Raw genomic sequence first — 13,360 nt, 5'->3', positions numbered from 1 at the left:
AACAATAGATGTGAAAATGCAAGTATACGCAGTGAAATGATAATGGTACGGGCCGCATCATGCGGCCCGTACCATTATCGCTTAATTCAACTTTATCCCCGTCTTTTTTATTGCCAGTATAAAAGGAACCGCGACCACCGCACAGACGGCGCCCTGTACCAGATTGCCGGGAAGGTCTGCAATTGCCATCGTTATGCCGAAGCCTTTGTTGGCGAACAAATAGCCTCCTATTGTATATTCAAATAAAAAGTATCCTGCAACCATCCACAAGGCAGAAAAAGCTGCAGCGACAGACAGCCTGGACACAGGTGTGTTTTCTCTTCTGCCTGCAATAGTCCCGCATAATAAGCCTTCGATGCCCTTTATTATAAATGTGGCGATAGCGTACTCAGGATAACCGCTCAATAGGTCCGCAAGGGCGGAGCCAAAGCTCCCGGCAAGGAACCCAGTTCTTTTTCCCAGCATAACTGCTGTTACAAATATCATTATGTCTCCGAAATTTACATATCCTCCGCGTACTGAGGGAATTCGTATTACCACTGTTAAAATAGTTACCATTGCGATTGAAAGCGCCGTATATACTATAGATTTTATAATATGATTGCTTTTTTCCATTATTTACATCATCCTTTTTTAAGATATTTTTAACTATTATAGTATATATTTTTATATTTATAAAGCATAAATTTATTATTGCTTCGATTCGTAATATGAGCTTATGTTATTTTGAACACTCATTCGTCGCTCAAAATAACATAATCCTATTTATGCCTGATTTCAAATTGCGAATCGAAGTTATTATTGTTTACAAATCGAAGCTATTAACGGATACAGAAGGTATAGACGGCTATTACTTTTGATCTTTTACCATGGATAATATAAAGGGAGGTATGAATTTTTTAATGCTTCTGCTGTGCGGCAGCGTGTTAAGGTCATCTAAAGATAACCCCCCAACCTTGATCATTACAATCACATAGGATGAAATCCCTATGATGACAGCTAAAATCGTAGATATGGCATTTATCAGGTACGGACTTTTGATAAACCCAAGAATCATGTAAAACAATTTATATGTTATGCCTGCAGTTAAGGCCATGACAGCCGATGATATGGCAGGCCTTCCCATATACCTTTTAAATGAAACCTTTACAGGAAGATGCTTTTTTATAAATATCCTGTTAAGATATATCACTATTATAAAGCAGACGATAGTTCCAATCACCGCGCCCATTACATTTAAAGAAGGTATCGAAATGAGATAGTAGTTGATAAAAATCTTTATAAATATTCCTATGAGCATCGAAAATGTAGAAAGCTGGGTTTTGTTAACCGATTGGAGTATGCCGGCCTGTATTTGCACAATAGAAAACAATATAACCACAACGGCTCCGTAAGCCATAAGATACCATCCGTCCGAATATCTCGAAAACAGCATCAAAAATATCGGCTTGCTAAGTATAGTAAGGCCCGTCGCGGCCGGTATAGATATCGAGAGCGAGATCCTGAAAGCTTCGTTTATGTTATATTTAAGCCGCTTGGTATCGTTAAGGGCAAGCGCGGCGCTGAACGAAGGCATAACGGCGATGTAAAGCGCCGACGTTATCGCAAGGGGTACGTTTAAAAGGGAAGAATACTTGTTCAATAGGCCGTATTTAATATATGCATCTTTTGCCGAAAATCCGGATGCCAGCAGCCTGGATTGCGTATTTGCTAGATCTACAAGATCCCCTCCGAAAACGACTACCGAATTAATTGCAATCGGAACCGCATAAAATAAGAACTTTTTTATGATCGCACTATATGAAAGCCTCCCGATATCCTCGGATGTCTTCCTGTGCAGCATATGGGCGCTTCTGTTATATGTGTGCTTTAAATACAGAGCGCTTGAGAGAGCTCCAAGCGTCGTGCCAACTGTCGCGCCTGCACATCCCCACTCGACTCCGTAAGGCATAAAAATCACAGCGAAAGTTAGAGAAAATACTACATTCAAAAACTGCTCGATTATCTGTGAAACCGCGGTGGGCTTCATATTGGAATTCCCGTTGAAATACCCCCTGTATGTGCTTGAAACGGCTGTAAACAGCATTGTAGGTGAAAGCGCAAGTATTACAAGGTATGCCCTCTCCGAGTGTATTGCACCTGTCAACTGCCTTGCAAGCAGGGCCGTAAGTACAGCCATGAAAAGGCCGTATAAGGTCATCACAAACCTGATAATCCTGAAACTTCTCCTTGCATCCCTGTAATTTTCATGAGCTATAAGCTCGGCCTGAAGTTTGGAAATGCCTATGGGGAAACCCGAGTTTGTCAATATGTATATGAAAGCATATATTTTATATCCGGCGCTGTATATGCCATATCCAAGACTGCCGATAATCTGTATAAGCAAAGGCAAATATGCGACGGACAATATTTTATTTATAATACCAGCCGCACTCAAAATTGCAAAACCTTTTGTCGGTGATTTTGTTTTTTCCATGGTTTACCTCATTTTATTTTATATAAACTGTATCCGAAAATTCAAAGAATTATATTTTCCCCTGGGGAGTAATAAGCTCTACCCCTTTATCTTTTAAATAATCGATATAGGAATCGTCGGTTATATGATCAGTTATAAGTGTATCTATATCGCTAAAAAGAGCAAAAGTAATCAAGGCTGCTTTTCCGAATTTAGAACTATCGGCAAGACATATGACTTTCTCAGAAGCCTCTATCATCGCTCTTTTTACAGCTGCATCCAGACTGTTTGAAGCCGTAAGGCCTTGATCGGGTTTTATCCCGCTTGTGGCTAAAAAAAGCTTTTTAACGTTTAGATTTTTTAAGTATTTTTCGCATTCGGGACCCACCATTGCGAAGGATTTTTGCGTCAAGGTTCCACCTGTTATAATGAGACGGATATTTTGCTTCGTTGAGAGGGTATATGCTATATTTATATCGTTAGTTATAACCGTCAGCACTTTTTTATCAAGTATTTTTGCCAGCTGGAACGTCGTAGAACCCGAATCGAGTATTATCGTATCTTTATTTTCTATCATCTCATATGCAAGGTTTGCAATGACTCTCTTTTCACTGAGATTTTGCTCGATTCTTTCGATTATGGGTTTTACATTTTCTACTTTTGGAGCATCAACGGGGGCAGCGCCTCCGTGGAGTTTTCTCAAAAGCCCGCTGCTCTGCAGCTTATCGAGGTCACGCCTTACCGTCTCTTCCGAAACATCGAATATCTTGCTTAGTTCGGATACTTTTACATAACGGTTGTTTTTTATCATTTTTAGTATTTCTTCATGCCTGTTTGCAGCTAACATTGCAGCACCTCCATATGCACATTATACCACAAAAGAAAAAGGATAAAAAACCCCCAATATCCATAATACTCAGGGGGTTTTCATTCCTGGGAAAATCTACTCGTTTAAATTGACAAAAACGTTATATTTATTTTTCCTTGGCATAGAGATAAACGAACCTTGTGGCATGTTCCTGCTCGTCTGTAATTATTTCATAAAGCATATCCCTCATAGCCATTGTAGGAAGCTGTGCCTTTATTTTTCTGTATAATTCGACGGCTTCCAGTTCACCGTCTATGCTTGTTTTAATGGCATCCAGAAGGTTGTCGTAATGCTCAACCTGGGGTTTTGGAACATCTATCACCCTTCCGGTAAGTGCAAACAGTAGCTGCTTGAACATCTTGTAGTGCTTTGCTTCGTCTTCGGATGCAAAATTGATCTGCCTTTTAACTTCACTGTCATCGGTCATTTCCATCATCATCTTATATTTCATATGATCATGAAGTTCATCCTTCATAGCATCCTTAATCATATTTATAAGCTCCGGCGGGCATTTGACCATATCGGCCATTCTACAATACATAAATATCCTCCCAATTTATATATAAATATCCATATATAATATGCATTGCGGATAAGCTTTGATATATTTTTTAAAGAAAATGCAGGGAATCTATTTCTGCTGTGTAAGCGTCACCACATAATCTGCATTGAGATATTTGTTTTTTTGAGTATTCATATCAATTGTGAACTTATGATACTTTTCAGCGGCGGAAGACCTATAACTATCTGCATTGTTGTACAGCTTATCGAACTTTTTAGTCTGTTCGCTTATCTGCATGTATGTAAAACCGTATGCCTTGAAGTTTTGCTCGGTTTGGGCGGCAAGCCTTAATTTGCTGTAATAGCTCAATGTATCGCTGATTACACCGGAGAATTCACTATTAAAAGATTTCAAATAAGATGGCACTGATATATTATAATATTCGGACTTTATGTTATTAACCGCCTTTCTGTTTTTACTTATGAGACTGTACAGTGCATTCCATGAGTTCATTGTCTTAAATGTCCTTGCATTATTTATAACCTGGTCCATATTTTCTATATCCGAATCATATGACAAAACCAATTTGGATATATCGTTAAAGTAGTCTGAAAACACATCGATAAGCGCTGAAGCTTTCGCAAAATCACTCTTTTTCTGATCAACATACTCTCCTATTTTTGGGGGAAGTCCGGATATGCTGTCAGGAAGTGAAAAACTGATTGTACTTAAACGTATGCTTGTATAGGAATTCATACACTGATCGACGGTATTTCTTAAGGTCTTCAAATCATTATCAGCATCGGAACCTGTAGGAGCATCCAGTATTTTTTTAGTTATTTCATATATTTCCTTATTTCGGGATATTGTATCTTTAAGATCATTATTTAAAGAGGAATACTTGGCAGGGGGAGTAATATCATTCATTTCACTCAATATCTTGCCAAACGTATTGCTTAAAGAGTCTGCTTTTGAAGATATATCGCCTGCCGGCAATGTTTTATCATCCTTGCCTAAAATACTTGCCATTTCGTTATTGGCTTTGCTTATTTGATCGTTTATGCCGGCTATTTCTTTAATATACTCTTTGGAAGCAATTCCGGTAAAATGTGAATAAGAAAAATATACTGCCAATACAACGGTGGATATAATCAGCAGGCTTATTAAAATGCCTTCCCCAAAATGCTGAAGCTTGTTTTTTTCGCCGCGGGACCTTTTGCCATCCTGCACACTTGCATCGGTGCGGCTGTGTCTGCTATTATGCAAGTATGCATCATCTGCTTTTTGCCTGTGCTTTCTCATAGATAAATTCTTGGGCACGGAGCTTTCTGAGGTTTTATTTTCATGATCTATTTCATCGGCCATTTCTTTTTTGCACTCTTCAAATATCATGCCCTCGTTGTTTGAAATATTCTCTTTAGGCAGCTTCTCGCCACAATAAGGGCAGAAGATGTGATCGCCCGTGACTTCTTTTTGACACTTCGTACATTTCATGGTTTTCACCTGCTTACAACGTGTAAAATTTATCTATGTTAATTCTATTTTTATTATTAAAAATCCTTTTTTATCCGAAAAGTATTTAAAAGGATTCGATTTGATAACTAAATTCTGGCAATGATTATAATGAGGTCAGAAATGGCTAAATATATTAAATACAACATGTTTCATATTATTAATTGCAGAAAAAATTGGGCGTATAAATATTCTTCAAATATAAAATATACACCTGAAAAAATTTGTCTTTTATACTATGGGCTAAAAATTTGGTGTATAATTATTAATAGCATGTTAAAGGGGTGGTCATATGGGAGATACATCGTTGACTTTTTCAGGTACGCTCAGCCTGCTTAAACATATAAATTTTATCAATATTATAGATATACTTATTGTAAGTTATATATTATACAAGGTTTTCATGCTCATAAGGGAAACCAGGGCGGAAACGCTTATAAAGGGACTCATACTTATAATCGTTATAATGCAGGTAAGCCAGTTTGTAGGCTTGTATATGCTGTACAAGTTGATAAACGGCTCCATTCAGATAGGTTTAACAGCACTTATTATAATATTTCAGCCGGAATTAAGACGTGCCCTGGAGCACCTCGGGAGGAGCAGATTTTATTCAAAACCATTGATCATCACAGATGAAGAGGTGGAAAATATTACATCCGAAATAGTCGAGGCATCGGTCAATCTATCTTCATCGAGGACAGGAGCTCTGATAGTTATAGAGCAGGAAACGGGGCTTAACGACTACATTGAAACAGGAGTTAAATTGGACGCGCTTCTTACATCACAGCTCCTCGAAAATATATTTGTTGTCAATACGCCCCTCCATGACGGAGCGGTGATTATAAGAAATAACAGGATTGTGGCAGCCGCTTGTTTTCTGCCTCTCACTCAAAATTATGATATAAACAGGAAACTTGGCACAAGGCACAGGGCGGCGTTAGGTATATCGGAAAACTCCGATGCAATAGTCATTGTCGTATCGGAAGAGACCGGCAATATTTCCCTTGCCATAAACGGCAAACTTTCAAGAAATTATAACTCTGAAAGGTTGAAGGATATATTGACAAGGATTATCAAACACAGAATGTCTAAGAAGACTACTATTTGGAAGAGGGTGGTTTCATGGGTAAAGCAAAAGATATAACCCTCAGGGTACTTGCAGTGCTCATTTCAATAATTTTATGGGTATATATAACCAATGTGGAAAATCCTGAAAGGGAAGTCGAAATATCCAATGTTCCTGTAAAGATAGTGAATATCGATTCTCTTTCGCAGGCTAATCTGACGCCTGTAAGCAAAATAAACGGCATTACTGTAAATGTAACGATAAAAGGCAGAAGCCGTGATGTGCTGGCAGTAAAGCCTCAGGATATCAAGGCAGAGGCCGATATGTCATCAGGTACTAAAACAAAGGGTGAAAATTCCATACCTGTTACCATAAAGGATAAACCGATAGATATAGAGGTCGAGAACCAGCCATTGTATATAACTGTGGAACTTGATGATGTTGTTACAAAAAATACCAGCGTCAATATAGAAACTAAAGGGCAGGTCAAATCGGGATATGTCAAACTGGCGGCGACTGCAAACCCGCAGCAGGTTACTTTAAGCGGAGCTTCAATGTTTATCAATAAAATAACTTCAGTAGTTGCCAGGGCCGATATAAAAGATGCATCATCGACTTTGTCTTTATCATCCACTTTACAGTTTCTGGATAAAGATGGCAAGTTAGTTACCGGGAATGAATATTCTAAAATAACCTGTAACCCTCAGGCAGTTGAATTAACCATACCTGTTAAGAGGGCAAAAGACGTTCCGATCAACATCAGGCAGACGGGCAAACTCCCGCAGGGAGTCTTATTAAAAGGCATTACAAGCTCGGTTACGAAGATTACTATAACAGGGGATGACTCTGTCATAAATGATATCGATTCCATCGATACACAGCCTGTAAGCCTTGACAGCATTACGTCAAGCATTACGAAAACAGTTAAACTTTCGATCCCTTCAGGAGTTATGATAGTGGATAATATCAAAACGATAAATGTAAGTATAGATGTGGAATCAATTGTAAGCAAATCGTTTGATGTACAGGTTAAGTATATTAATCTTCCGTCGGGATTAACAGCGTCGGAAACTCCGGTAAAAACCGTGAAAGTAACGTTATCCGGACAGCAAAGTGCATTAAGCAGCGTATCCGATACGGAAATATTGGCATCTGTCGATCTTTCAGGAGCGCCGGCAGATGGAGGACAGGGCGATTACACGGTTACGGTAAATGCTCCGGACGGTCTTACAGTGACTTCGGTCAGCCCTGAAAAAGTAAAAGTCAATATAACAAAAGGGTAGGGATAAAAAATGCCTTTAAGAATTAATAATTTGAGGATTTCACTGGATGACGATATATCGGAGTTAAAAAGGCTGTGCGCAGGGAGATTAAAAATAGACGCCTCAGATATAAGGGACTTTAAAATAATAAAAGAATCTGTAGATGCAAGGCATAAGAGCAACATAGGGCTGATCTATTCTGTAGAACTTGTACTGGATAAGGATGAACGCAAGATTGCAGACGGGATGGATAAAAGGGATGTTGTTTATCTTGAGCCCTTTAAGGAAGAGAAAATAGAATACGGGAAAAACAAGTTAAGTACGAGGCCTATAATAATAGGAAGCGGGCCGGCAGGATTGTTTGCCGGCCTTTCTTTGGCAAAGAGCGGCTATAAACCTGTGATATTCGAAAGAGGAAAAAGCGTAGATGAAAGGTTGGATGCAGTGCAATGGTTCTGGAAAAGCGGTGATCTTGATCCGGAATGCAATATACAGTTTGGAGAAGGAGGCGCAGGCACTTTTTCCGATGGAAAGCTTACGACCAGGATAAGGGATGTGAGATGCGATGCTGTTTTAAAGCAGCTTGTTGCATCAGGCGCACCTTCGGATATTATGACAAGCTTCAAACCTCATATAGGAACCGATATACTGAAAAGAGTTGTTTCTAATATAAGAAATGAGATTATAAGGTACGGCGGAGAAGTTTATTTTTCATCAAAGCTTACAGCTATAAAAGTATCGAAAGGCCTGATATCAGGCATAACCATAAATGATACGGATAATATCGACTGCAGCGTACTTATACTTGCCATAGGGCACAGCGCAAGGGATACGGTAGAGATGCTTTCAGGCTCAGGCGTATTGATAGATGCAAAGCCATTTGCTGTCGGGTTCAGAGTGGAACATAAACAGAGCATGATAGATGAGGAACAATACGGGAAGTTCGCCTCGCACCCGAAACTAAAGGCGGCTGGTTACAGACTGGCATATCACAGCAAGAAGTATAGCAGGCCTTGCTATTCGTTTTGCATGTGCCCCGGAGGCATCGTCGTAGCGGCGGCGTCTGAAAAGGGCAGGGTGGCGACGAACGGTATGAGCGAATATGCAAGAGACGGCGAAAACGCCAACAGTGCACTCGTATGCGGCGTAAATATACGAGATTTTAAAGGCAATGGCCCGATGTCTGGTATAGAATTTCAAAGAAGGCTTGAGGAAACGGCATACAGGATGGGTGGAGGCGGCTATGTGGCGCCGGTGCAAAGGATCGATGATTTTATAAAAGGCCGGGTTACAAAAAAGGCGGGAAATGTGAAACCATCGTATACCAGAGGTTACAGATTCAATGATTTGAATAATTGCCTGCCGGAAGAGTTATGCGCTGTTATGAAAGAAGCGTTGGCCGATTTTGATAAAAAGATAAGAGGCTTTGCATCGGAAGGCATAATGACAGCAGTAGAGACAAGGACATCATCCCCAGTAAGGATAGAGCGGGGCGAAAATTATCAGTCTAAAAATATAATGGGATTATATCCTGCAGGCGAAGGCGCAGGATATGCCGGAGGCATAATTTCAGCGGCAGTTGACGGCATGAGAGTTTCCGAGGAAATAATGAGGACTTATGCCCCTTTTAAAAGATAAAGCATCGTTGGCAGACTCTTAAATGCTTTACACGATTCTTTCCCGATAATATATTTCAAATAATATAATACGCACTCACATTTGTAATATCTTCGATTCGTAATTTAAAATCAGGCAGAGATAACATAAGATCATATTACGAATCGAACTGTAATATTCTTGAAATTGAAATTGAAATCCTGTTATGTTATCATAAAAGCTGTAATATTTGGTTTAATATAATGAAAAGGAGAAAAAACTATATGGGTAGAATGTTTGGGACCGATGGGGTCCGCGGCATCGCAAACAAGGAGCTTACTGCTGAGCTTGCATATAAACTTGGAAGAGCCGGTGCTTATATACTGACAAAAAAAGATCACAAACCGAGGATAGTTGTAGGCATGGATACGAGAATTTCAAAGGACTTGCTTGAAAGCGCCATTGTGTCGGGCATATGCTCCGCAGGCGGTGAGGCTATTTGCGCAGGTATTATCCCAACACCTGCCGTGGCATATCTTACCAGAGCATATAAGGCTGACGCCGGGATAGTGATTTCGGCATCCCATAATCCTGTGGAATATAACGGAATAAAGTTTTTCAATGAAAATGGCTACAAACTTCCTGATGAGGTCGAGGATAAGATAGAGGCACTTGTCAGGAACAACTGCGTGGAAGTTCCGTCGCCTACGGGGGGAGAGCTTGGAAGAAGGGAAATAGCCGATAACGCACAGAGAGATTACATAGATTTTCTAAAATCGACAATAGATGTTAATCTTGATGGCATAAAAATTGTTCTGGACTGTGCCCAGGGAGCATCCTATGCGGTTGCCCCGAAACTTTTTACGGAACTTGGGGCCGATGTTCTCGCCGTATACAACGATCCTGACGGGAAAAATATAAATAAAAACTGTGGTTCAACCCATCCTGAGCATCTCAGGCAGTTTGTCGTAGAAAACGGTTATGATGTTGGACTTGCTTTTGACGGCGATGCAGACAGGCTTATTGCCGTTGATGAAAAGGGAAATATAGTGGATGGCGACTTTACGCTTGCCATCTGTGCCGATTACATGAAACAGAACGGAAAGCTTAAAAACAATGCGGTTGTCGTAACCGTAATGAGCAATATAGGACTCGAAATAGCCATGAAAGAAAGAGGAATAAATACAGTAAAGACGAGGGTCGGGGACAGATATGTGCTCGAGGAGATGCTTAAAGATGGATACTGCATAGGTGGAGAGCAATCGGGGCACATAATATTTTTAGACTTTAATACGACAGGTGACGGATTGATTACAGCGCTTCAGTTGCTGTCGATAATGAAAAAAAAGAAAAAAACATTGTCTGAACTTGCATCCATTATGATAGAATATCCTCAGGTGCTTTATAATGCAAAAGTAGGCAATGACAAAAAAGATGTGTATACTACTGACGAAACAATATTATCCAGCATAAAAAATATAGAGAAAAAATTAGACGGGGTGGGAAGGGTGCTTATAAGACCTTCCGGAACAGAACCTCTTGTGCGTGTTATGCTGGAAGGCAAGGATGAAAATGAATTGAACATACTTGCGAAAGATCTTGCAAAGCTTATTGAAGAGCGATGCAGATAGCAGTATCGGCTCGCTGAAAGGAGGTGATGAATTAGTAATGTCCGTAAAACTAAATATAGAGGGGGTGAAGCCTGCTTGAGATTGCAAAGAAGCGCTTGGACTTGCCGAAAGGTAGAGTTGACGAGGACGGGACTTATCGAGATTTCAGCGGATTGTCCTGCGGTGTTTATCACCACCGAGAGTAATCTACAAAGCCGGCGGGTGACTGCCGGGACAAATAGATGGGTGATGGATTTAATTTACTTTTAATTCTGAGAGGAGAAATTTAAACTATGTGTGGCATAGTTGGATATATAGGAAATAAACAGGCAACCCCCATATTGATGGAGGGGCTGCAGAAGCTTGAATACAGAGGTTATGATTCGGCAGGAGTTTCTGTCTTTGATGGAAATAAAATCATACTGGAAAAATGCAGGGGAAGGCTTTGCAACCTGCAGAAAATGATTGAAAAGCAGCCTATAAAAGGGTGCGTGGGAATAGGACACACAAGATGGGCGACACACGGAGAGCCCTCCGATATAAACTCTCATCCTCATATGAATGAGGATGGAACGATCAGCGTTGTCCATAACGGCATAATCGAAAATTACCTCCATTTAAGAGAATGGCTGACGGGAGAAGGGTATACTTTTGTTACCGAAACCGATACGGAAGTTATACCGTACCTGATAGACTATTTCTATAAGGGAGACATAGTAGATGCCGTATTAAAGGCTATTCACAGGATAGAAGGTTCGTATGCGCTTGGAGTTTTATGCAGCTATGAGCCGGATAAACTGGTTGCGGTCAGAAAAGACAGCCCTCTTATCGTAGGCGTCGGAGAAGGAGAGAATTTTATTGCCTCCGATATCCCTGCCATATTAAACCATACCAGAAAGGTTTATCTTTTAGATGACAAGGAAGTAGCGGTCTTAACAAAGGATTCTGTCAATATAATTACTGCTGAAGGAAAACATGTGGATAAGAAAATTTATAACGTGACATGGGATGCCCAGGCAGCTGAAAAAGGCGGATATGAGCACTTCATGATAAAGGAAATCCACGAGCAGCCGAAGGCGGTAAAAAATACTATGACATCCAGAATAATGGCAAATTCAGATGAAATAAAACTCGACGATATAAAGCTTACAAAAGAAGACCTCGATAAAATAAGCAGGATATTCATCGTCGCATGCGGTACGGCTTACCATGCAGGAGTCGTTGGAAAGTATGTCATAGAGAAGCTTGCAAGGATATCCGTTGAGGTGGATATCGCCTCGGAATTCAGATACAGAAATCCGATCATAGATGAGCAGACTTTGATGATAGTGATAAGCCAATCCGGTGAAACCGCAGATACTCTTGCAGCATTGAGAGAAGCAAAGGCAAAGGGCGCAAGGGTTATCGCCGTGACCAATGTCGTGGGAAGTACGGTTGCAAGAGAGGCGGACGATATATTCTATACATGGGCAGGCCCGGAAATCGCAGTTGCTTCAACAAAGGCATATGTAACCCAGCTAATTTCCATGTATATAATCGCTATGTACATTGCAAGGCTTGATGGCAAAATGACTGTTGAGGAATACAGGACCATCAGGGATGAGATGCTTCTTCTCCCTGAAAAGTTGGAGGAAGTTTTAAAGCGCAAAGAGGATATACAGAGGTTTGCATCAAAACACTACATGTACAGGGATATATATTTCTTAGGAAGGGGACTCGATTATGCTGTTGCTCTTGAAGGATCCCTTAAACTGAAGGAAATATCATATATACATTCGGAAGCATATGCGGCGGGGGAGTTAAAACACGGACCCATCGCCCTCATTGAAAACAACACTCCTGTAATTGCTCTGGCGACGCAGGAAGATATCTTTGAAAAAATGCTGAGCAATATAAGAGAGGTTACAACAAGAGGAGGCAAGGTATTTGCCATAGCATTCGATGATAAAAAAGAGATAGCAGAGGCAGTCGATCAGGTAGTTTATATACCGAAGACGCTCCAGATTTTGGCTCCGGTGCTAACAGTCGTACCTCTTCAGCTCCTTGCGTATTACATGGCGGCTGAAAAGGGCTGTGACATCGACAAACCGCGTAACCTTGCAAAAAGTGTAACGGTTGAGTAATGTACAGCGGGCAGGGATGTTCATATTGAATAATACAAATAAACTCCACTCCGTAATAATAAACTTCGCTCTATAAAAATAAAGTTCATTCCAAAATCCCGTAGTAGATGCAGGATAAATCCTGATTGGCTGCGGGATTTTTGATTTTTAGGGGGAGAGGGATAAGGTGTATGTTAGGATTAAGGAATACGGCTAAAGGCATTGATTTTAAAGAGATTGAGAGTACTATATTGATTTAAATATTGATACCAGGATTGATAAAAAGCATTAGAAAAAGCACATGAGAAAATGCAACCTTATGCCTTTTTCCTTTCACCTTATCCCTATTCGGAACCGACTTTATTTTAAAAATTATCACAAGAATTA

At 40.2% G+C, this 13,360-nt stretch carries 10 protein-coding genes; 5 read left to right on the top strand and 5 right to left on the bottom strand.

All coding sequences use genetic code 11. The features are described 5' to 3' along the window. Positions 1-81: 81 nt before the first annotated feature. The 5 genes from QME45_00585 to QME45_00565 form a co-directional block, all read right to left on the bottom strand. A complete protein-coding gene (locus tag QME45_00585) occupies positions 82-615 on the bottom strand; it encodes an ECF transporter S component (GenBank protein MDI6617155.1) in 534 nt (177 codons plus the stop codon). Positions 616-850: 235 nt separating this feature from the next. Continuing rightward, entirely contained in the window at positions 851-2,476 is a 1,626-nt protein-coding gene (locus QME45_00580) for a polysaccharide biosynthesis protein (protein ID MDI6617154.1), read from the bottom strand. A 49-nt stretch (positions 2,477-2,525) separates the two neighbouring features. Beyond that, positions 2,526-3,302, bottom strand: a complete 777-nt coding sequence (locus QME45_00575) for a DeoR/GlpR family DNA-binding transcription regulator (protein ID MDI6617153.1) — start codon at positions 3,300-3,302, stop codon at positions 2,526-2,528. Positions 3,303-3,429: 127 nt separating this feature from the next. Beyond that, complete coding sequence (locus QME45_00570) at positions 3,430-3,864, bottom strand: ferritin-like domain-containing protein (GenBank protein MDI6617152.1); 435 nt, start codon at positions 3,862-3,864, stop codon at positions 3,430-3,432. A gap of 90 nt (positions 3,865-3,954) precedes the next feature. Next, on the bottom strand, positions 3,955-5,319 hold the full coding sequence (locus QME45_00565; GenBank protein ID MDI6617151.1) for a hypothetical protein: 1,365 nt from the start codon (positions 5,317-5,319) through the stop codon (positions 3,955-3,957). Positions 5,320-5,629: 310 nt separating this feature from the next. On the opposite strand from QME45_00565, the gene cdaA reads away from it, so the two are divergent. The 5 genes from cdaA to glmS all read left to right on the top strand — a co-directional run bounded on the left by cdaA (position 5,630) and on the right by glmS (position 12,994). Further along, entirely contained in the window at positions 5,630-6,481 is an 852-nt protein-coding gene (gene cdaA / locus QME45_00560) for a diadenylate cyclase CdaA (protein MDI6617150.1), read from the top strand. Beyond that, on the top strand, positions 6,460-7,686 hold the full coding sequence (locus tag QME45_00555; protein ID MDI6617149.1) for a CdaR family protein: 1,227 nt from the start codon (positions 6,460-6,462) through the stop codon (positions 7,684-7,686). The genes cdaA and QME45_00555 overlap by 22 nt, the downstream gene beginning before the upstream one ends. Before the next feature lie 9 nt (positions 7,687-7,695). Then, on the top strand, positions 7,696-9,303 hold the full coding sequence (locus QME45_00550; GenBank protein ID MDI6617148.1) for a hypothetical protein: 1,608 nt from the start codon (positions 7,696-7,698) through the stop codon (positions 9,301-9,303). Between the two features lie 242 nt (positions 9,304-9,545). Then, positions 9,546-10,892, top strand: coding sequence for a phosphoglucosamine mutase (glmM, locus tag QME45_00545; protein MDI6617147.1), 1,347 nt, complete (start codon positions 9,546-9,548; stop codon positions 10,890-10,892). Between the two features lie 272 nt (positions 10,893-11,164). Then, a complete protein-coding gene (glmS, locus tag QME45_00540) occupies positions 11,165-12,994 on the top strand; it encodes a glutamine--fructose-6-phosphate transaminase (isomerizing) (GenBank protein ID MDI6617146.1) in 1,830 nt (609 codons plus the stop codon). Positions 12,995-13,360: the final 366 nt, after the last annotated feature.

It is taken from the genome of Clostridiales bacterium (assembly GCA_030016385.1).
In the GTDB taxonomy this organism is placed as follows: domain Bacteria; phylum Bacillota; class Clostridia; order Clostridiales; family Oxobacteraceae; genus JASEJN01.
This window is presented reverse-complemented; position numbering and strand designations above follow the sequence as displayed.

Excerpts from the sequence above, each read along its gene's own strand:
- QME45_00585 (MDI6617155.1), bottom strand. The coding sequence starts at position 615 with ATGGAAAAAAGCAATCATATTATAAAATCTATAGTATATACGGCGCTT.
- QME45_00580 (MDI6617154.1), bottom strand. The coding sequence starts at position 2,476 with ATGGAAAAAACAAAATCACCGACAAAAGGTTTTGCAATTTTGAGTGCG.
- QME45_00575 (MDI6617153.1), bottom strand. The coding sequence starts at position 3,302 with ATGTTAGCTGCAAACAGGCATGAAGAAATACTAAAAATGATAAAAAAC.
- QME45_00570 (MDI6617152.1), bottom strand. The coding sequence starts at position 3,864 with ATGTATTGTAGAATGGCCGATATGGTCAAATGCCCGCCGGAGCTTATA.
- QME45_00565 (MDI6617151.1), bottom strand. The coding sequence starts at position 5,319 with ATGAAATGTACGAAGTGTCAAAAAGAAGTCACGGGCGATCACATCTTC.
- cdaA (MDI6617150.1), top strand. The coding sequence starts at position 5,630 with ATGGGAGATACATCGTTGACTTTTTCAGGTACGCTCAGCCTGCTTAAA.
- QME45_00555 (MDI6617149.1), top strand. The coding sequence starts at position 6,460 with ATGGGTAAAGCAAAAGATATAACCCTCAGGGTACTTGCAGTGCTCATT.
- QME45_00550 (MDI6617148.1), top strand. The coding sequence starts at position 7,696 with ATGCCTTTAAGAATTAATAATTTGAGGATTTCACTGGATGACGATATA.
- glmM (MDI6617147.1), top strand. The coding sequence starts at position 9,546 with ATGGGTAGAATGTTTGGGACCGATGGGGTCCGCGGCATCGCAAACAAG.
- glmS (MDI6617146.1), top strand. The coding sequence starts at position 11,165 with ATGTGTGGCATAGTTGGATATATAGGAAATAAACAGGCAACCCCCATA.